Consider the following 21,218-nt stretch of genomic DNA (forward strand, 5'->3'; position numbering starts at 1 on the left):
AGAATATCTTAAAAAAATGAAAGAATTACGTTATTTAAACAAATATTTTATTAAATATAAATATAGTTTTTCCTTAGGAATTTTTATCACAATAATCGCACAAATATTTTCTCTATTTACTCCTAAGCTGATAAGCAAATCATTAAGTGCTATTGAAAAGTTTGACAAACTCCCTGAATCCGAAAAAGCATCAGAAGCTGTATTGTCTTTTTACAGAGAAGGACTCATACACAATGTCTTACTAATTATCGCTACAACAATTGTCGCCGGCTTCCTTACTTTTTTAATGCGTCAAACCTTGATTGTAATGTCTCGTCATATCGAATTTGACTTGAAAAATGAGGTTTTTCAGCAATACGAAAAACTATCTCAAAACTTTTACAAACAAAATCGTACTGGAGATTTAATGAACCGTATTAGTGAAGACGTTTCTAAGGTACGTATGTATGTAGGTCCTGCGGTAATGTACACTATCAATACCTTCATTCGTTTTACAATCGTAATCATATACATGTATAGCGTTTCGCCGCTTTTAACACTGTATACTATATTACCATTACCGATATTATCGTATTGCATTTTTAAATTAAGCACCGAAATAAACAAACGAAGTACTGTTTTTCAGCAATATCTATCAAAAGTTTCAAGCTTTACACAAGAAATATTTTCAGGAATCCGAGTTATTAAGGCTTATTCTTTAGAAAATCAACATCAAAATAATATGATTGACTTAGCAAACGAAAGCAAAAGCAAAAGCTTAAACCTTGCCAAAGTACAGTCTTTATTCGGTCCGTTGATGATTGCTTTAATAGGGATTAGTAATCTTGTAGTAATTTATTTTGGAGGTGTAATGTATATTAACGGAAGTATAAAAAGTCTTGGAACAATCGCTGAGTTTATTCTGTATGTAAATATGCTTACATGGCCCGTAGCTTCTCTAGGCTGGGTTTCGTCAATGGTACAAGAAGCCGAAGCATCTCAAAAAAGATTAAATGAGTTCTTAAAAATTGAACCTGAAATTAAAAACAACAATCCAAACCATTCAACTATCGACGGAACAATTTCTTTCGAAAATGTAACTTATACTTACGAAGACACCAATATTACTGCTCTTAATGATGTAACTTTTACAGTAAAAAAAGGAGAAACTTTGGCTATCTTAGGAAAAACTGGTTCAGGAAAATCGACTATACTGTCTTTAATTTCTCGCTTGTATGATGTTCCACAAGGGCAAATTACTATTGACGGCAATGAAATAAACCAATTAAACCTCAATGACTTACGCAACAATATAGGTATTGTACCACAAGATGCTTTCTTATTCTCTGACAGTATTAAGAACAACATTAAATTTGGTAACCAAAATGCAACTGACGAAGAAGTTATTGAAGCTGCAAAAAATGCAGTTGTTCATGACAACATTATTGGTTTCAACAAACAGTACGACACTATATTAGGAGAAAGAGGAATTACGCTTTCAGGTGGACAAAAACAGCGTGTTTCTATTGCCAGAGCAATCATAAAAAATCCAGCTATTTTACTTTTTGATGACTGTCTATCCGCTGTAGATACTGAAACTGAAGAAACAATTTTAAATAACTTATTTGAAATTTGTAAAGACAAAACTACCATAATTGTGAGTCATCGTGTGTCATCAGCCAAAAACGCAGATCGAATTATTATACTTGAGGAAGGAAAAATCATCCAACAAGGTTCTCATAATCAATTGATAAATCAAGAAGGGTATTATTCAGCGTTATATTTAAAACAACTTTCCGAAAAAGAATTACTTTAATTGTTGTATAATAGATAAATTTTTAAGATTTTTGATTGCTATTAAATAAAAAATCGATAGAACGGATTATGAGAGAAAATGACATGTTAGAAAAAGAAGAGATTTTTTCTAAAGTACTACGAGCAGGAAGAAGGACCTATTTCTTTGATGTAAGAGCTACAAAAGCAGACGATTACTATATCACAATTACCGAAAGCAAAAAATTCACAGAAGAAGATGGATCATTCCATTTTAAGAAACATAAAATTTACTTGTACAAAGAAGATTTTAGTGCCTTCGCAGAAATTTTAGGAGAAATGACTTCTTATGTTTTAAACCACAAAGGAGAAGAAGTAATCTCTGAAAGACATCAGAAAGATTTCAAAAAAGAATACGGTTCTGATAAAGAAGAGCCAGTATCTCACAGGTCGAGTTTTACAGATATTGATTTTGATGACATCTAATCGATTCTCTGTCAAGAAGTAGAAAGTCCAAAATCTAGTCAATTTTTGGACTTTTTTTATATCTTTTAAATTTCAAAAAACACCAACAATGGAAGCAAATTTATTAATACTACCTGGTTTAGGAAATTCAGGCGATAAACACTGGCAAACGTATTGGCATGAGAAATTTAAAAACTCAATTCGATTAGTTCATGACAATTGGGACGAACCTATCCGTGAAGAATGGATCAAAAAACTAGATGAAGAAATTTCGAAACTAGACAAACCAACTATTTTAATAGCCCATAGTTTAGCTGTTTCTTTAGTTTTACATTGGACAACATTTAGCACCAACAAATATATCATTGGAGCTTTACTTGTAGCCCCTGCCGATGTAGACTCTCCCCAACACACTCCTGATTGCATCAGAAACTTTTCCCCTATGCCAATTATCGAATTGCCATTTCCATCAATAGTTGTAGCTAGTGAAAATGATCCCTACGCATCCTTTGAAAGAAAAGAATATTTTGCTAAAATGTGGGGAAGTGACTTTGTTAATGTTGGTCAACAAGGACACATCAACTCCGATTCAGATTTAAAATACTGGGAAGAAGGACAAGAAATATTAAATCAGTTGATTACTAAGATTGATTTGAGTATTTAGTCGCAGCTGTCAGTTTCAGTCACGGTCTCAGTCTCAGTCACAGTTACTGGGGAAAATGCAAACTAAAAACTGCAAACTAGTTACCCGATTCGCAATCCGTTTTCGATTTTAAAATCTGGTGCTAATAAAATAACATCACCATCTTCTCCTACTGCTCCAATTACTAGACATTCACTCATAAATTTGCCTATTTGTTTTCTAGGAAAATTGACTACACCAACAATCTGCCTGTCTTTTAGTTCTTCTTTTGTATATCGTTTGGTAATTTGTGCCGATGATTTACGTATTCCGATTTCATTTCCAAAATCAATTGTAAGCTGATATGCTGGTTTACGAGCCTCTGGAAAATCATCTACTTGAATAATTGTTCCCACTCTCATTTCGACTCTTTCAAATTCCGACCAAGTTAAATCCATATATTTTCTCTGATTTATTATTCCTACAATCTATTAATATTGTAAGTATTACAACAAATTCTATAACATTTTTTTTTTCACGGCTCCTACTTTTACAAACGTAACCGAACAAGCTCTAATTAAAAATATAAAAATGGAAAGTACTCAAACTAACACCTGCCTATCTCTTAGAGATTCTAAATTTGACCTAACACAACCATCTACAGACAAATATATAGAAACTGCACCAAATGTAAAACTCTATGTAAAAGATTATGGACAAGGAAAACCCATTATTTTAATTCATGGTTGGCCACTTTCTAATGAAATGTGGGAATACCAGATAGACTATTTGGTTCAAAATAATTATAGAGTAATTGCCTATGATCGTCGCGGATTTGGAAAATCTTCTCAACCTTGGGACGGATATGACTATGACAGCCTAACTGATGATTTAAAAGAAATTATCGAACAACTGGAATTAGAAGATGTAACTCTAGTAGGTTTTTCTATGGGTGGTGGTGAAGTAGTACGCTATTTTAGCCGTCACGGCGGAAGAGGAGTTACTAAAGTTGCATTAATTTCTTCAATCATTCCTTTTTTACTAAAAACCGATGATAATCCTGAAGGCCTTCCAAAAGAAAAAAATGATGCTACAGCTAATGCTCTCAAAGAAGACAGAATAGAGTTTATAAATACTTTCGGGAAAACATTATTTGGGGTAACAATCATCAACAGACCATTAAGCACTTCATTATTGGAATATTATAGTGCTTTGTGCACAGTAGCTTCTCCTAGAGCTACATTAAAATGCGCAGAATCGTTTTCGACAACTGACTTTAGAGATGAGCTCAATACCTTAAATGTGCCAACACTAATTATTCATGGAGATGCTGACAGAATAGTTCCTATTGAACTTACATCAAAAAAAGCGGCTCAATTAATTCATGACAATACCTATATTGTTTATGAAGGGGAACCACATGGGATATTTTACACAGAAAGAGACAGATTAAATCTAGATTTACTGAATTTTTTAAATTCATAAATCACTTATAAATATCCAAAGAGCCATGTACTTTTAAATAAAAGCTTCTTTGGATATTTTTTTTGCACTTATACCCTCTTATGCAGATTTTTAAAGTTAAATTTGAATAATTAATTTTTCTACAAAAATGGCAAAGACTCTTTCAAACATGTTACCTCTTGGTACTTTGGCTCCGGAATTTAAACTAAAAGACACTAATTCTAATTTTGAATATTCTTACAGTGATTTAAAAGGCACAAAAGGAACTCTTGTTATGTTTATATGTAATCATTGTCCATACGTACTACATGTAATTGAAGAAATTGTCATGATTGCCAATGATTATCGTGTACAAGGAATAGGAATTATAGCCATTTCTAGTAACGATGCAACTAAATACCCTCAGGATGGTCCTGAATTAATGACGGAGTTTGCTTTTACTCATAAAATGAACTTTCCTTACCTATATGATGAGAGTCAAGAAGTAGCCAAAGCTTATGACGCGGCATGCACACCAGATTTTTACTTATTCGATAATCAAGATAAATTATTTTACCGTGGACAGCTTGATGACTCAAGACCTGGAAACGGAATTACTCTTAGCGGAAGCGACTTAAGAAACGCTATAGACTCCCTAATTTACAATCGAAATATCAAAAATCCACAGAAACCAAGCATGGGTTGTAATATTAAATGGAAATAAAGCCCATTCATTAAAAAAGTTTGATTAACTTTGATTAACTTTGCAAATCATAATAAATCATCCTCATGTTGAGCATTATACAATTGACGGTTATTACGTTGTTGTTTTCTTTTACAAGAAAACCACGTGTCGTTGTATTAAATTCGCACACCAAGGCCTTCGTTAATTAGGCCTCCGTCTATTTCAATTTCTTCTTTCAGGCGGAGGATTACATTTTAAAATTTAGTTATTTATTTTATTTACAAAGATTTTTCTCTTTGCAATAAAAGCTACCGTTTCTAAGCATTTTTACATTTCAAATTTCGCATTTACAAATAAATATTAATCTGTATTTTAATTCAAAAAGAAATACAAGGTTTTTGAGATTGCCTAAAACAAAATCTCATTCAAATAAAAAAACACAATAGATATGAAACCAACACCCACTTTCTGTACAACAGATTATCAACTCTTGAGGGAATTAATACTAAAGAGTAAAAACGCGACAAACTCTAAAGAAGTTGGACAGCTTGCTCAAGAATTAGATCGCGCTATAATTAGCAAAGGTGATACACTAGACAATTCAATTATAAGAATCAATTCACACGTTACCATTGAAGATGTTAAGGCAAAAAAACAAATGAAAATTCAAATTGTTTTACCTTCAAATGCTGATGTAAAAGAAGGAAGAATCTCTATTCTAGCCCCTTTAAGTGTTGCGATAATTGGCTTTAAAGAAAATGACGAAGTTGATTGGGAATTACCTGCTGGAATAAAAACTTTAAAAATAATTGCTGTATCTAACGTACTACCTGTAAGCAATCAATAATTTTTTAAACACCTCACTCGTGAAGGTGTTTTTTTATGTCTTATTTAAAACAAAAAAACTATCCAGTTCTCACCGAATAGTTCACAATACTAATTATATAATAGTTACTTTTTTATAATTGAGAAGAAATATAATCTGAAATCGAAGCCATTTCCGTATCGTCAAGCTGTGCTTTCTTTTGCATACGTATCAAAATAGGTTTCCAATCTTCTTTAGAGAATGCAGCAGGTTTGTATAACTTATGACAACCCCCACAATTATTGCCATAAAGATCCTGTCCTGAGACTACTACTGGAGTTAACTCTACCGCTTTTACTGGTTCTGCAACAGCTACAACTTTAGGAGCTTCTTTTTTTGTAGCACACGAAAATATAATCACGGCCAAAGCTGCTACGGTTAAAATTCTTGATTTCATTTTTGGTTATTTTTTTGAGTAAATATAAAAAAAATCCCAAAACTCTCGCTTTGGGATTCAAATATTACAAAATATAATATTCTGTATTTATTATTACTTAACGTCCATTAATTCAACGTCAAAAATTAAATTTGCGTTTGGTGGAATCACTCCTCCTGCTCCAGATGGACCGTATCCTAAATGAGATGGAATTACGAAACGTGCTTTGTCTCCCACTTTCAATAAAGCAATTCCTTCATCCCAACCTTCGATAACTTGTCCTTGACCTAATCTAAATTCGATTGGTTTTTTTCTTGGGTAAGAAGAATCAAATACTTTACCGTTATCTAATGAACCTTCATAATGAACTGCAACAGTTTTTCCGTTTTCAGCTTTTTTACCATCACCTCTTTGGATAAATTGGTAACGTAAACCACTTTCTGTTTTTTCGAAACCAGCAGCCAATTTTTCAATTGCAGCTTCAGCCTCAGCTTTCATTGCAGCATCACGTTTGTTACGTTCTCCTTTAAAAGTGATAAAAGCTTCTATAGCATTCCATTTTTCAGCTTCTTCACCTACTCTTACGATTTCAACGTTAGTTAAATCATCTCCTTGAGCAATTGAATCAACAATATCTTGACCTTCTACAACGTGACCAAAAACAGTATGTTTTCCATCTAACCAACTTGTTGGAACGTGTGTAATGTAAAATTGTGAACCATTACTTGCAGGTCCTGAATTTGCCATTGCCAAAACTCCTGGTCTATCATGTTTTAAACTTGGGTGAAATTCATCATCAAAGCTATAACCAGGACCACCTGTTCCTGTTCCTTGTGGACATCCACCTTGAATCATGAAATCAGGAATTACACGATGAAATTTCAATCCGTCGTAATACTTATTCCCTTGTGGTTTAATTTTATTCTCTAGATTTCCCTCAGCTAGTCCAACGAAGTTACCAACTGTTCCAGGTGTTAAATCGTGAGCTAACTTTACTAAAATCGAACCTTTGCTCGTATTGAATTTAGCGTATATTCCGTTTTCCATTGTATATGTTTTTTATTGATGTGCAAATTTACGAATTAATTTGATATCCGTTTATCCTTTATTTTTTTTAGATTTATATGTTAACCCATAAACGGTTAATGCTGATAATGCCAAAACAGCACATCCTATAGTTACTGCATGCCAACCTCCTAATTTCCATAAAAACAACCCGTAAGCTGAACCTGCTGCTGTTCCTAAAAAGCTAAATGACATAAATACTGTATTTAATCTATTTCTAGCTTCTGGCAACAATGAATAAACTCTGGTTTGATTAGAAATATGAACTCCTTGAATTCCTATATCAATACAAACTATTCCGATAATGATTCCTACGATGCTAGTTCCTGAGAAGTAGAAAATAATAAAACTAATTAGCATCATTAAACAACCATACCCTACTGCTATTCTTGAATTTCCTTTATCTCCTAGCCTACCTACTAATGGAGCTGCCAAAGCTCCTGTAGCTCCAACTATACCAAAAAGACCAATTGTTGAACTAGTAAAATGAAAAGGGGCATCTGATAACAACAACACCATTGTTGTCCAAAATGCACCAAACTGTGCAAAGCAAAATGCATTGATTAAAGTTGCTTCTCTTAATAAAGGTTGTGTTTTTATAAGTGTAAAAAGCGATTGTAACAATTGTCCGTATGAGCCATGAAATACTGGTTTGTTGTACGGAAACTGTTTTTGCATAACAAAAAAGATTAGCAAACATATCCCAGCTGCAATCCAAAACATGGATCTCCAACCCCAAATATCTCCTATGATTCCGCTTAAAGTTCTTGATAACAAGATACCAACTAGCAAACCACTCATTATTGTTCCTACTACTTTACCTCGTTCACTAGGATCACTCAAAGAAGCCGCCAAAGGCAAAATTAACTGAGGAACTATTGAGGTGATACCGATAAGGAGTGATGCAATTTCTAAAACAAAAAAGCTTTGAGCTGTGGCCGCAATAACCAATGCTATTACAGTTGCAAGCGTAGTAACCAAAATTTGTTTTTTACGCTCTATTTTATCTCCAAGTGGCACCATAAAGAAAAGTCCGATGGCATAACCTGCTTGAGTAAGATATGTTATTGTTCCTGCATCAGCTTCAGGAATCTTAAATTCATTGGCAATTAAAACAATTAAAGGCTGACAATAATAAAGGTTTGCAACTATAAGTCCAGTGCAAACTGCCATAAACATGACACTAGTTTTGGATAAATTCATTTTGCAAAAATACTACTCTAATTTTTAACAAAACTTTAAAAAAAGCATAAAATTCCTCGATAGCAATTCCTCAGCAACTTAATGCTCTATAATCCAAAAGGCTAAATTAATTCTTTTGCTATAAATTGACAACTTGTTTTTATTGACTCAATTTCATTTGGTTTATAGTTTGTTTCTTGTTCCACAAAGAAATATTTCATCCCAGAAAGTCGGGCTTCTTCAAAAATAGATTTGAAATCAATACTACCTGAACCAATCTCTGTATTTAAAGTTGCGTTATTTTTATCCATGTCTTTTACATGCCACATTGTAAAGCGACCCGAATTTTGTTTGAACAATTCTATTGGATTAATTTTAGAATACACAATCCAATATAAATCCATTTCAAAATAGACTAGATTTTTATCTGTTTCTTTTAGCAGAATTTCATAACCTGTTATTCCATTATACTTTTTAAACTCGAAATCATGATTATGATAGGCTAGTTTCAAACCAGCTTCTTTACACATTTTTCCTGCTTTGTTTAACAACAAGGCTATTTTTTTATAATCATTGGCACTTGTTCTTAAGCTTTCATCCAGCCAAGGAACTGTTATATACTCACTCTTTAAAACTTTAGCTGCCTTTATAGCTGCTTCTAGTTCTGAAGTGTCTCCATTAGACAAATATGTACCTAATCCATAATGACCGCTTACTGCTTTTAATCCGTTTGTATCTAATACCTTTTTCAATTCCTTAGGTGACAATCCCCAAAATTGATCTTTAATTGAAAAACCATACAATTCAACTTCAGTATAGCCAGCTTGTGCTACTTTCTCTAAAGTGCCTTTTACATCTTTTGGCAATTCATTCCTTAAAGTGTACAACTGTAATCCAATTGCCTTTTTATTTGATGCAAATGCAAACGAAGGAATTAAACAGACTGTGGCTGTAGCCATGCCCGTATTGATTATAAAGTTTCTTCTTGATACCATATTTAGACAACTCTTTTTTTTTCTACCTCAACTATTTAGTCTAACGACAAAGCGAATTTCACTGCTGCATCTGAATGAATTTTTGTTGTGTCAAAAACAGGAACTGAAATATCATCTTGGTTTATAATCATTGGTATTTCAGTACAACCAAGGATAATCCCTTCGGCACCATTTTCAATTAGTTTATTAATTACCATAATATAAGCTCTTTTGGTCTGCTCATTGATTATCCCTCTTCCTAATTCTTCTTTTAGTGTTTTCTGAATATAATCACGCTCATCCTGAAGAAAAGGAACAATCGTCTCAATATTATGTTGTGCAAGTTTGTCTTTATAAAAGTCCATTTCCATGGTAAATTTCGTTCCCAACAAACCCACTTTTTTCAGTCCTTTCTTATTTATCTCAGTAGCAGTTGCTGTAGCAATATGAATAATAGGCAGTGAAATTTCTTTTTCGATTCTTTCTACAACTGCATGTGCTGTATTAGCACACAAAACAATTGCTTCGGCACCACTTTTCTCTAGACTTTTACACGCATTGTTTATTAGTTCGAATGTTACATCCCAATTATTGGCTGTATTATTTCTTTGAAAATCATCAAAATTTAAAGAGTAAATAATACACTCCGCAAAATTAAGTCCTCCTAATTTTTCGTTTATTCCTTCGTTTATAAAACGGTAATAATCTATTGTCGAAACCCAACTAATACCTCCAACAAGCCCAATTTTTTTCATAACTACGTTTTTTTACTGATTTTAAGCTTATGGCTAAAGTAAAACGGTTTCAAACGATTATAAAATAAGTCTATGACTCAAATCGTTTGAAACCGTTATTGTAAAAGTATTTTTTTATTCTTTAATAGCTAAATTATCTCTGGTATTTTTTTGAACTGCAATTGCTCCAAAAATCCCTAATAAAAATGCAAAAGCATAAAATCCTTTTTCGCTAGGTAAAATCGTAGCATTCCAAAGTCCGATCGTTAATAAAACAATTGACAGAATTGTTCCAAACCAGCAGATTCCATAATAAATATCTGTTACAGGAAATCCTTCTAATCTATCTCGTACACTTTTTTGTAATGAGATTACTGCAAACAATCCGAACATTAAAACTGTAAAGTAATATCCCTTTTCATTTAATAACATTTCTGCTCTAGCAAGTCCTACTAAGTAACCGACAATTCCTGCTCCCATAGCAATCCAAGATGCTGCAATAAATGCATTCGACGTTTTTTGTACCATTTTTTAATTCAATTTTAGTTTAGGTTAATTAATTTGTTTCGTATTTTGAAAAGATTGCAGAATCTATTGGTGTCCAGAAACAACACTTTTGCCCACTTGCTTTTAGTGCATTATTTGCCCAGGTATTGCAGGTATGAAGTAAACTGTAACTTCCTGTTCCTTCATAAAAAGCATCTCTTTTACCGTAGTTCTGATCTGTTTTGATGTGCATGAATTGCCCCTTTTCATCTTTCTTGAAACTATTTTTTATATAATCTGCTAAGCGAACATATTGCTCCTTACTGATTATAATTTTTTTACAACTTTCATTTTCTTTTATGTTTGAAAAATAGGTTGCGTGTATTGCAGTATTACTTAATCCTGAAGCTGCTTTAAGTGCTGTCGAGACTTTAAGATCTGACCAATTAGGAGTTTCTAGATAAAATCCTTTATCTCCCCATCCCATAGCCAGATATTGATACGTTGTATCTTTTGAGATTGTATTTTCATACTTTACCTCTTTACTCCAGTCCATAAATTCGTTACGAGTAGGAACCACAATGTCGGTGTGAACTCCATTAGTCATGATGTAAATCGTAACTTCTTCTTTTGTATTTGGCTCTCTCTCAACTGTTATTTTTGAAATGGAATAAGCAAGAATAACATACAACAAGATAAAGGCAACAAATCCAATTAAAATTTTACCAATAATTTTAAATATTTTTTTCAATGCTAGTTTGTGGATTAGTTAGGGTTTGTTTGTTTTTGCTAAAATAGTAGTATTTTATTTAATAAAACAAATTATTTTTCAACCATCATCCTTCTGTAGAATTTTTATGCCAATTATAATTTTTGAAGATTCTTCAATGCTTCTTTAGTCGCATTCAATCGGATTGCTATAAAATCATCTTTATTGGTTTCTTTTGTTGGTTCTATATTTGTTGCAAAAAAGTAAACTCCATTTTTATTTTCTAGATATCCCACAAACCAACCATTACGTTTTTCATTTTCTACAGACAAACCTGTTTTTCCTCTTAGCACATAATCTTCCTTTCTTTCAACTTCCATAATATCTTTCATTATCAATTCCGTTCTTTTGGAAATAGGCAATTCTGAGAAATACAATCTTTTTAAGAAATCGACTTGTTGCATTTGTGATATCCTTGATTTTCCTTCTAACCAAAAATTATCTATTGTTAATGTATCAAAAACCATTGTATTGTAATTGAGTTTTTTCAAATAAGCTTTCATTCGCTTCACTCCCACTTTTCTCGCAATTTCCTGATAACAAGGGACACATGAAACTCGAAACGCTTGTTTCAGTGTTAAATCTTGCTCCCAAGCTTTCATCCATCGCTTCTCTCCATTCCATTTAAAAATAGTCGAATCACTTTTTACAACTCCTGTCTCTAATCCAATAATAGAATTAGGAATTTTAAATGTTGATGCTGGTAGGTTTCCTTTTTTAGCCCAAGCAAAATCATTAGAATAATAGGTCTTTTTATTGATGTCATAAATCAGTATTGAGCCTTTTACTTTTAAACTATCTAGGATTTTTCCAAATTGAGAAACTACTACTTCTGTGTCTTTTATAGCTTCTTTTTTGGGTCCTGTTTTTGTGTCTTTATTTTTTGATTGACAACTTACGTTTAAACTTATCAGCATAAATAAGAAAAAAGATAGTGCTTGATTTTTCATTTTGATTGTTTTACTTTTTGTAAGCAAGTTAATAATTAAGCTATATTTTCTATTAAATCTTTTTTAAATCATTCTGCATTAATTCAAATTCATCGGTTAGATTATTCCTTTTAAAAAAATTTCCTAATTCGATTACTCTTTTTTTATTATCATATTTTATACTCGAATTGAGTTTTCTTTGACAAAATGAACATAGTCTAATTGAGCTTTCATCTGTTTCCTGCAAACTAATTGTCCCATTCATCACACAATCGGCTTGGATACAATGATACAGTCCAAACATATGTCCAATTTCATGTGAACATGTTTTTAACAGCCGAGACAAACATAAATTAAAATTAGCTGCTGTTAATTTTTCATCTTGTAACCTATAAATTGAACTCACTCCTACTCTGTCTCTATAAGATGCTAATCCAAAAACATAGTTCCATTCTGGCTTAGGGAATAAATCTTTTTCTGTTAATCCCATTAAAGCGATTCTATTTAATGGCTTTTCATTTTTTAAAACACTATCTAAAATATATCCTGCCAAAAGCTGCTCGTTATCTTCGAATCCAATCCTTCTGGCTGAACTAGGTATTATATTATCAGAAACATTTTCTAAGGTTTTAGTTTTTAATTGAAAGAAAATCTCCAAATATCCTCTAACTAACTCTATTTGCTTCTTTTGTAATGAATCAAAAGTTCCAATAGGTCTTATGTAAATAATATTAGAATTATTCGTTGGAACTATGTGTTTTGAGTTTGTAAATTGTTCAAAACTTTGTCCTTTTTCTTTATGACTAAATAGCCATTCTCCTTCAATTGGCTTAGAAAGTTTAATATCATTGTCTGCTATATTTTTGAAATATTTATTTTCTACATTCTCATTACATGAATAAAGAAACAGAAGCATTAAAAGCAATATTTTTTTCATAATAATCTATCTAACATTACTTTACCCATTATAATACATCGCTGTTATTGTATTTTCTGTTATTTCAATCTCCAATAAATGGTCTCGATACAAATCATCTCCTCCTGAAATTGCTGTAAAAACTGCTCCCGATTCTCCTATTATAATTTGAGCACTATAGACCTCCAAAGTATCAAACCAATCTTCATTTGCTTTTTCTTCATTATCCTCTTTATTATAAAAGTCAATTAGCTCCGTTTTACAATTAGCCAGCCATATAATATGATTGTAAATTTTGTTTAAATAAATTTCAATATTTTCATCAGGAAGATAGATTGAAAGTGTGTCATTTTTAATTATTTTATTAAACACTACAATATCTTTATTAACGATTTCAAATTGCCTTTCTCCATCCTTTAATTCAACAAAATCACTTAATTCAAGCTTGGGTTGTTCTTTCTTCCCTCGGTATTTCCGAATATCTTTTATAATGAAATTATTTTTATGCGATTTGGCTTTTTCTTCCATTACATACATTTTAGTTGCATCTTTTCTATTGGTCAAATCTGCAACTGTCTTGAAAACTTCATAAGCTGATTTATGAAAACCTAACAAACTATAAACATTTGAAAGAACTAAATCCTCGTCTTCCATCCTGTATGTTTTTTCTAAATCATAAAGGAAATCATAAAGTTTTTCTACACTTTCTTTTGAAGCATTCGATTTCCTAAATTCATTAGACAACTCAATATAATCTATTTTGTAAAATCTCAATTCATTTTCATCTATTAAACTATAAAAATCATTGTATTTATCTTCTATCTCATCAGGTCTTTCATGATCCCATAATACAATTGGATAATTATTATTTTCTTTGTTTCTATTGGTATCAAAACAAAGCAATCCCCAATCACTCCAATTTGCAAAAGGAATATATCCACTCTCTAATATATCTTTATAACCTTCGTGAAGAATGATTTCCGCTAAACTTGTTTCTAAACTATTAATTGGATGTTTAAAAAAATTTATTTCTGAAATCTGAAGTTCATAAAAGTGCTTGTGTTTTAAAAATATTTTATAATCTTCGGGGTATTTATAACCTATTCGACTTTCAAATTTTTCAATATCTTCATTTGTTATTTTGCTTGCAATAGGAAACCAAGTTCTCCATTCTTCTTCTTTATCTTGATTTGGATCTGCCATTTCTTCATCGATATTTCCAGGCAAAAGATTAGCACCTACATCAACCCATTTTTTAAGCCAACCGTCAATTTTTTTTTCTATTCTCTCTTTATTCATCATACATCTCTTCAAAAACATTAACTAATAAAAAACATTTCGTTTATAAAAACTATAGTCTTTTTCATTCGCTAATTTATTAAAAAATACCTTACCTCATCTTCTACTCCTAATGGCTGTGAGATGTAAAATGTGAGAAGGGATTGATTAATCTAAAAATCTTTTATCTCACAATCTCTTCCACTCTAAAATCTTTGATTCTCCGCTTCGCGAAAAAAACTTTGTATCTTTGCAGCCTAGAACCTTTTGAATAAAAAAAATGCGCATAGATATTATTACTGTTTTACCTGAGTTATTGCGAAGTCCGTTTGAAGCTTCGATTATGAAACGTGCTATTGACAAGGGTATTGTCGAAGTTCATTTTCATAATTTACGCGACTATACAACCAATAAACAGAAGAGTGTTGATGACTACCCTTTTGGAGGTGGTGCTGGAATGGTGATGACGGTTCAGCCAATTGATGCTTGTATTACGCATTTAAAAAACGAAAGATCTTACGATGAGATTATATATATGTCTCCTGATGGTGAAACGCTAAACCAAAAAATGGCTAACACAATGTCGATGTATGAAAACATTATTATTTTGTGTGGACATTATAAAGGTGTTGACCAAAGGGTTCGTGATCATTTTATTACGAAAGAAATTTCGATTGGTGATTATGTTTTATCTGGTGGTGAATTAGGCGCTTTGGTTTTATCGGATGCTTTGATTCGATTGATTCCTGGTGTTTTGAGCGACGAAACTTCAGCTTTAACGGATAGTTTTCAAGATAATTTATTATCTGGACCTATATATACTCGCCCTGCTGATTATAAAGGTTGGAAAGTTCCTGACGTTTTAACTAGTGGCCATTTTGCAAAAATTGACAAATGGAGAGAAGATATGGCTTACGAACATACTAAAAACAGACGCCCTGATTTACTTGAAGGGAATTAAGTATTTTTATTCTAGTTTACAGTTTCTAGTCGCAGTACTCAGTAACCTAAAAATTCTTGACATATTAAAAATTGAGAGTATATACTATAAACATGAAACAAATACTGTAAAGTAGTAAGATCTGAAATGCAAACTAAAATCTGTTAACTGACACTGAATACGCTACTCAAAAGCGCTACTAATAAAAAAAGTTGTAAATTAAAACTAAAGTTGTACTTTTGCATCCAAATTAGACCAACCTCTGGCGAAATCCGTGTATGTTGCTCTATTACAAAACCATAATTAAAGATATCATGGCAGATTTAATGAAATTCGTTCAAAACGAATTTGTTGCAAAAAAAGATTTCCCAGTTTTCGGAGCTGGAGATACTATCACAGTTTTCTACGAAATTAGAGAGGGTGAAAAAACAAGAACTCAGTTTTTTAAAGGAGTTGTTATTCAAAGAAGAGGTTCTGGTAACACAGAGACTTTTACAATTCGTAAAATGTCTGGTGCTATCGGTGTAGAGCGTATCTTCCCAGTTAACTTGCCAGCTTTACAAAAAGTTGAAGTTAACAAAAGAGGAGCTGTACGTAGAGCTAGAATTTTCTACTTCAGAGAACTTACTGGTAAAAAAGCTAAGATTAGAGACAAAAGAAGATAATTTTTTATCTCTTTACCATAAAGATCCCGATTCATTCTATATGAATCGGGATTTTTTTTGTTCTAAACAAAATATCGAAACGGTAATTCTTTGGCTTGAAAACCATCGATTTGTCATTTATAGCTACTTAAAATAGCAATCTGTTAATTTAAGGAATTCTATAAAAAACGCAACCGTTTTCGGACTGTTTTTCTTATATTTGCTTCGCTCGTTTTGAGCCAACCTATACCTTTTACATCGTCATTTTTTTGACGATACGATTATATTAAAAAAGAAAAAAAAATGACACAGAATTCAAAAATTGTTTACACCTTAACTGATGAGGCGCCATTATTAGCGACTTATTCTTTCTTGCCTATTGTACAAGAATTTACTGCTACAGCGGGTATTGCTATTGAAACTAGAGACATTTCGTTAGTGTCTCGAATTTTATCTAATTTTCCAGAGTACTTGACCGATTCTCAAAAAACAGGGGACGCCTTGGCTGAGTTAGGACAACTTGCTACTAAACCGGAGGCAAACATCATTAAGTTACCAAACATCTCAGCTTCGGTTCCGCAATTAAAAGCTGCCATTGCTGAATTACAATCTCACGGATATAAAATTCCTAATTTCCCTGAAGATCCACAAAACGATACTGAAAAAGAAATTAAAGCTAAATATGCTAAAGTATTAGGTTCTGCAGTAAACCCAGTTTTACGTGAAGGTAACTCTGATCGTAGAGCACCTAGAGCAGTGAAGAATTTTGCAAAAGCAAATCCACACTCAATGGGAGCTTGGTCATCAGACTCAAAAACTCATGTTGCATCTATGCCAAATGGTGACTTTTACGGAAGTGAAAAATCACTTACTGTTCCTAATGCTACTGATGTGAAAATTGAATTTATTGCTAAAGACGGAACTTCTACTATTTTAAAAGCAAGTACTCCTCTAAAAGCAGGAGAGATTATCGATAGTGCTGTATTAAACTTAAATGCCTTAAAAAGCTTTGTTGCTACAGCTATCGAAGAAGCAAGAAAAGAAAACATATTACTTTCAGTTCACCTGAAAGCTACAATGATGAAAGTTTCTGATCCAATTATTTTTGGTGCTATTGTAGAAGTTTACTTTAAAGATGTATTCGAAAAATATGCTACTTTATTTAGCGAGTTAAATATTGATACAAGAAATGGATTGGGTGATGTTTATGCTAAAATTGCAGGAACTCCTCAACAAGCTGAAGTTGAAGCTGCTTTAGACGCAGCTATTGCTAAAGGTCCAGCACTTGCAATGGTAAACTCTGATAAAGGAATTACTAACTTACACGTTCCTTCTGATGTAATTGTTGATGCTTCTATGCCTGCAATGATCCGTACTTCTGGACAGATGTACAATAAAGAAGGAAAACAACAAGATACTCTTGCAATTATTCCAGACCGTTCTTATGCTGGTGTTTATACTGCAACAATTGATTTCTGTAAAAAACATGGTGCTTTTGACCCAACTACAATGGGAAGCGTACCAAACGTAGGTTTGATGGCTCAAAAAGCAGAAGAATATGGTTCTCATGACAAAACTTTCCAAATAAAAGGTGATGGTGTTGTTCGTGTTGTTGATGCTAACGGAACCGTATTAATGGAACAAGCTGTTGAAGATAAAGACATCTTTAGAATGTGTCAGGCAAAAGACGCTCCTATTCAAGACTGGGTAAAACTAGCTGTAAATAGAGCTCGCTTATCTAATACTCCTGCAGTTTTCTGGTTAGACGAAAACAGAGCACACGATAGAGAGTTAATCGAAAAAGTAAAAACTTACCTTAAAGATTATGATACTTCAGCTTTAGATATTCGTATTTTAAACCCAATTGAAGCTACAAACTTTACTCTTGACAGAATAATTAAAGGATTAGATACTATTTCTGTAACTGGAAACGTATTACGTGATTACCTTACAGATTTATTCCCAATTCTTGAAGTTGGAACTTCTGCAAAAATGTTATCTATCGTTCCTTTAATGAATGGTGGTGGATTGTTTGAAACTGGTGCTGGTGGTTCTGCGCCTAAACACGTTGAGCAATTTGCACAAGAAGGATACTTACGTTGGGATTCTCTAGGAGAATTTTTAGCTCTTGGTGCTTCATTAGAGCACTTAGGTCAAACTTTAAACAACTCTAAAGCAATTGTTCTTGCTGAAACTCTTGATGAGGCAAATGACAAATTCCTTGCTAACGATAAATCTCCAGCTCGTAAGATTGGACAAATCGATAACCGTGGTTCACACTTTTATTTAGCTTTCTATTGGGCTCAAGCTTTGGCTGCTCAAGATAAAGATGCAGAATTAAAAGCTATCTTCACTCCTATCGCTGCTGAATTTGCTGAAAATGAGGCTAAAATAAACAGTGAGTTAATTGCTGCTCAAGGAAAACCTCAAGATCTCGGTGGATATTACCAACCAAATCCTGAGTTAACTAGCAAAGCAATGCGTCCAAGTGCAACATTTAATTCAATCTTGGCTAAAATAGCTTAATCTATCTAAACATTAAAGATACATTGCGATGTATCTTTTCAGATAAATACTTAAAAGACAACCATTTTGGTTGTCTTTTTTTTAACGCTTATTTAACATAGCTTTTTGTAATAAAAAACAACTAATACCGTCTTATTTAGGTAATTCTAAATCTAAAAAATGATACCCAAAAAAGTTAGCTCATTACTTATTGTAATCCTCGTTTCTTTTTCTTCATTCTCCCAAGAAAAATTTACCTTAAGTGGCACCATTTCTGACTCCAAAAATAATGAAACCCTCATCGGAGTTAATATTTACATCCCTTCATTAAAAACCGGCACTACAACGAACGAATATGGTTTTTACTCAATTACAGCTCCAAAAGGAGAATATCAGATAGAGATAAGTTATGTCGGATACCAATCATTTGAACAAACGATTTCTTTAACAAAAAATACAAAAAACAATTTCTCTCTAAAAGAAGGAGGCGAAGAACTTCAAGAAGTGATCATTACTGATAACAGAGGAAGAGCTAATACTCGTACTCCCGAAATGAGTGTAAATAAACTTTCTATTTCGTCCATAAAAAAAATGCCTGTTGTTATGGGTGAAGTCGATGTTTTAAAATCGATTTTATTACTTCCGGGTGTTACCAATGCTGGAGAAGGAGCATCAGGTTTTAATGTACGTGGTGGTGGTGCAGATCAAAATTTAATACTTCTCGATGAAGCTACTATTTTTAATTCTTCACACGTTTTTGGGTTCTTCTCAGTATTCAACCCAGATGCCATTAAAGATTTAAAACTATACAAAGGAGGAATCCCTGCTCGTTATGGTGGTAGAGCATCTTCTGTTTTGGATATTTATCAAAAAGATGGAAATAGTAAAGATTTCCATATGAATGGTGGAATTGGATTAATTTCTAGCCGTCTTCTAGCCGAAGGACCATTAGTAAAAGATAAAGGATCATTCTTAATTGGAGGAAGAGCTTCATACGGGCATTTATTCTTAAAACTAACTGATGATATGAAAGACAACTCTGTTTATTTTTATGACTTAAATGCTAAATTCAGTTATAAATTAAACGACAACAACAGTTTGTATCTATCTGGTTACTTTGGGCGTGATGTATTTAGCATAGCAAATAGCTTCGCCAATACTTACGGAAACACAACTTTAAACCTGCGTTGGAATCATTTATTCTCAGATAAACTTTTCAGTAATCTATCTTTGATTTACAGTGATTATTACTACGGGCTTGATTTAGATATGGTAGGATTCAAATGGGATTCTGGTATCAAGAATTACAATATCAAATATGATTTCAAAAATTATATTTCAGACAAATTCAAACTAAATTATGGTATAAATGCTATTTACTATGAATTCAACCCTGGAACTATTAAACCAAAAGGTGACGAAATTAGAATCAACGCAGAGCAATTAGACAAAAAATACGCATTTGAGCCTGCCGTTTACATTGAAGCAGAAAATCAAATCGCTAAAAAGTTAACCCTTTCATACGGACTTCGTTTTAGTATGTTTTCTCGTTTAGGTTCTTCGACAGTAAACCTATATGAAAATAACAATCCTGTTGTTTTTGACCCAGTTCGACAAATTTACGAAAAGGCTACGCCTATAGGAACGAAACAATATGGCAAGAACAAATCTATCTATGATTATAACAATATAGAACCTCGCTTTTCTATCGGATATCAAATTGACGAAAACCAAGCTGTTAAGGCTAGTTATAACAGAATGGCACAGTACTTACAATTAATCTCAAACACCTCATCCCCTACACCTCTTGATGTATGGATGCCAAGCGATCAGTTTATCAAACCTCAACTTGCAGATCAGGTAGCTTTAGGTTATTTCAGAAACTTCCAAGATGGCGATTACTCATTAGAAGCTGAAACCTACTATAAAAAAATCAAAAACAGACTTGACTATATTGATGGTGCTGACTTAATAGCAAATGATGCTATCGAGCAAGTACTTTTAAATGGACGCATGCGTTCTTATGGTATTGAATTAATGCTTAAAAAGAACACAGGAAAATTAACTGGATGGGTTTCTTATACGTTATCAAAATCTGAACAACAAACTCCAGGAAGAACTCCTGAAGAAACAGGAATTAATAACGGACAATGGTATAATTCAGTTTATGATAAACTACATAATTTAGCTGTAACAGCTGCGTATGCACTAAACGAAAAATGGTCATTTGGTGCTAACTTTGCATTACAATCAGGACAACCGGTAACCTACCCAAATAGTTATTACGAATATCTTGGTGTTAAAGTTCCTAATTATGGTTTACGAAATGAAAACAGATTACCAGCTTATCACCACTTAGATATTTCGGCAACATTAACTCCAAGATCAAACAAAAACAGAAATTGGAAAGGAGAATGGGTTTTTAGTATCTATAATCTTTACAACAGACAAAATGCTGCATCGATCAATTTTAGACAAAACGAAGATACAGGATACAATGAAGCTGTAAAAACATCTATTTTTGGAATGGTACCAGCGGTTAGCTATAATTTTAAATTTTAATTCACTTCTCTCAAGAGAAATAAAAA

General features: G+C 32.6%; 21 protein-coding genes. 10 read left to right on the top strand and 11 right to left on the bottom strand.

What is annotated here, in order from left to right:
* Positions 1-16 precede the first annotated feature (16 nt).
* The 3 genes from LNQ49_RS07250 (at position 17) to LNQ49_RS07260 (ending at position 2,881) form a co-directional block, all read left to right on the top strand.
* Positions 17-1,795, top strand: coding sequence for an ABC transporter ATP-binding protein (locus LNQ49_RS07250; RefSeq protein ID WP_229988004.1), 1,779 nt, complete (start codon positions 17-19; stop codon positions 1,793-1,795).
* Between the two features lie 68 nt (positions 1,796-1,863).
* Positions 1,864-2,238, top strand: coding sequence for a PUR family DNA/RNA-binding protein (locus tag LNQ49_RS07255; RefSeq protein WP_229988005.1), 375 nt, complete (start codon positions 1,864-1,866; stop codon positions 2,236-2,238).
* A gap of 88 nt (positions 2,239-2,326) precedes the next feature.
* On the top strand, positions 2,327-2,881 hold the full coding sequence (locus LNQ49_RS07260; RefSeq protein ID WP_229988006.1) for an RBBP9/YdeN family alpha/beta hydrolase: 555 nt from the start codon (positions 2,327-2,329) through the stop codon (positions 2,879-2,881).
* Positions 2,882-2,961: 80 nt separating this feature from the next.
* Here the strand turns inward: LNQ49_RS07260 and LNQ49_RS07265 are convergent, their stop codons facing one another.
* A complete protein-coding gene (locus tag LNQ49_RS07265) occupies positions 2,962-3,297 on the bottom strand; it encodes a tRNA-binding protein (protein ID WP_229988007.1) in 336 nt (111 codons plus the stop codon).
* Positions 3,298-3,430: 133 nt separating this feature from the next.
* Here LNQ49_RS07265 and LNQ49_RS07270 point away from each other — a divergent pair, with 133 nt between their 5' ends.
* The 3 genes from LNQ49_RS07270 to LNQ49_RS07280 all read left to right on the top strand — a co-directional run bounded on the left by LNQ49_RS07270 (position 3,431) and on the right by LNQ49_RS07280 (position 5,814).
* Positions 3,431-4,324 (top strand): alpha/beta fold hydrolase, encoded by an 894-nt coding sequence (locus tag LNQ49_RS07270; RefSeq protein ID WP_229988008.1) that lies wholly within the window; start codon positions 3,431-3,433, stop codon positions 4,322-4,324.
* Positions 4,325-4,451: 127 nt separating this feature from the next.
* Positions 4,452-5,006, top strand: coding sequence for a thioredoxin family protein (locus LNQ49_RS07275; protein ID WP_229988009.1), 555 nt, complete (start codon positions 4,452-4,454; stop codon positions 5,004-5,006).
* A 409-nt stretch (positions 5,007-5,415) separates the two neighbouring features.
* Positions 5,416-5,814, top strand: coding sequence for a GreA/GreB family elongation factor (locus LNQ49_RS07280; protein WP_229988010.1), 399 nt, complete (start codon positions 5,416-5,418; stop codon positions 5,812-5,814).
* A gap of 112 nt (positions 5,815-5,926) precedes the next feature.
* Here LNQ49_RS07280 and LNQ49_RS07285 read toward each other — a convergent pair whose 3' ends face one another.
* From LNQ49_RS07285 to LNQ49_RS07330, 10 genes are all read right to left on the bottom strand, one after another.
* Positions 5,927-6,229, bottom strand: coding sequence for a cytochrome c (locus LNQ49_RS07285; protein ID WP_229988011.1), 303 nt, complete (start codon positions 6,227-6,229; stop codon positions 5,927-5,929).
* 93 nt (positions 6,230-6,322) lie between these two features.
* A complete protein-coding gene (locus LNQ49_RS07290; RefSeq protein ID WP_229988012.1) occupies positions 6,323-7,255 on the bottom strand; it encodes a peptidylprolyl isomerase in 933 nt (310 codons plus the stop codon).
* A 51-nt stretch (positions 7,256-7,306) separates the two neighbouring features.
* Positions 7,307-8,476: an MFS transporter gene (locus tag LNQ49_RS07295; RefSeq protein ID WP_229988013.1), complete on the bottom strand. Its 1,170-nt coding sequence runs from the start codon at positions 8,474-8,476 to the stop codon at positions 7,307-7,309.
* 101 nt (positions 8,477-8,577) lie between these two features.
* Positions 8,578-9,450, bottom strand: coding sequence for a sugar phosphate isomerase/epimerase family protein (locus LNQ49_RS07300; protein WP_229988014.1), 873 nt, complete (start codon positions 9,448-9,450; stop codon positions 8,578-8,580).
* Positions 9,451-9,485: 35 nt separating this feature from the next.
* On the bottom strand, positions 9,486-10,184 hold the full coding sequence (locus LNQ49_RS07305) for an aspartate/glutamate racemase family protein (protein ID WP_229988015.1): 699 nt from the start codon (positions 10,182-10,184) through the stop codon (positions 9,486-9,488).
* 114 nt (positions 10,185-10,298) lie between these two features.
* Positions 10,299-10,691: an inner membrane protein YiaA gene (yiaA, locus tag LNQ49_RS07310; RefSeq protein WP_229988016.1), complete on the bottom strand. Its 393-nt coding sequence runs from the start codon at positions 10,689-10,691 to the stop codon at positions 10,299-10,301.
* Between the two features lie 28 nt (positions 10,692-10,719).
* The gene (locus tag LNQ49_RS07315) at positions 10,720-11,400 is read right to left on the bottom strand and encodes a TIGR02117 family protein (protein WP_229988017.1); all 681 of its coding nucleotides are present in this window, start codon (positions 11,398-11,400) and stop codon (positions 10,720-10,722) included.
* A gap of 113 nt (positions 11,401-11,513) precedes the next feature.
* Positions 11,514-12,368, bottom strand: a complete 855-nt coding sequence (blaOXA, locus tag LNQ49_RS07320) for a class D beta-lactamase (protein WP_229988018.1) — start codon at positions 12,366-12,368, stop codon at positions 11,514-11,516.
* Positions 12,369-12,420: 52 nt separating this feature from the next.
* Positions 12,421-13,284 carry an archaemetzincin gene (locus LNQ49_RS07325; RefSeq protein ID WP_229988019.1) on the bottom strand — a complete coding sequence of 288 codons (864 nt, stop codon included), beginning with the start codon at positions 13,282-13,284 and terminating at the stop codon, positions 12,421-12,423.
* Positions 13,285-13,305: 21 nt separating this feature from the next.
* Positions 13,306-14,565 (bottom strand): SMI1/KNR4 family protein, encoded by a 1,260-nt coding sequence (locus tag LNQ49_RS07330; protein ID WP_229988020.1) that lies wholly within the window; start codon positions 14,563-14,565, stop codon positions 13,306-13,308.
* Positions 14,566-14,821: 256 nt separating this feature from the next.
* Between LNQ49_RS07330 and trmD the strand changes: the two genes are divergently transcribed.
* The 4 genes from trmD to LNQ49_RS07350 all read left to right on the top strand — a co-directional run bounded on the left by trmD (position 14,822) and on the right by LNQ49_RS07350 (position 21,192).
* Positions 14,822-15,502, top strand: a complete 681-nt coding sequence (gene trmD, locus LNQ49_RS07335) for a tRNA (guanosine(37)-N1)-methyltransferase TrmD (RefSeq protein ID WP_229988021.1) — start codon at positions 14,822-14,824, stop codon at positions 15,500-15,502.
* A 293-nt stretch (positions 15,503-15,795) separates the two neighbouring features.
* Positions 15,796-16,146, top strand: coding sequence for a 50S ribosomal protein L19 (gene rplS / locus LNQ49_RS07340; RefSeq protein ID WP_229988022.1), 351 nt, complete (start codon positions 15,796-15,798; stop codon positions 16,144-16,146).
* Between the two features lie 282 nt (positions 16,147-16,428).
* The gene (locus LNQ49_RS07345) at positions 16,429-18,651 is read left to right on the top strand and encodes an NADP-dependent isocitrate dehydrogenase (protein ID WP_229988023.1); all 2,223 of its coding nucleotides are present in this window, start codon (positions 16,429-16,431) and stop codon (positions 18,649-18,651) included.
* Positions 18,652-18,810: 159 nt separating this feature from the next.
* Positions 18,811-21,192: a TonB-dependent receptor gene (locus tag LNQ49_RS07350; protein ID WP_229988024.1), complete on the top strand. Its 2,382-nt coding sequence runs from the start codon at positions 18,811-18,813 to the stop codon at positions 21,190-21,192.
* Positions 21,193-21,218: the final 26 nt, after the last annotated feature.

The organism is Flavobacterium pisciphilum, assembly GCF_020905345.1.
In the GTDB taxonomy this organism is placed as follows: domain Bacteria; phylum Bacteroidota; class Bacteroidia; order Flavobacteriales; family Flavobacteriaceae; genus Flavobacterium; species Flavobacterium pisciphilum.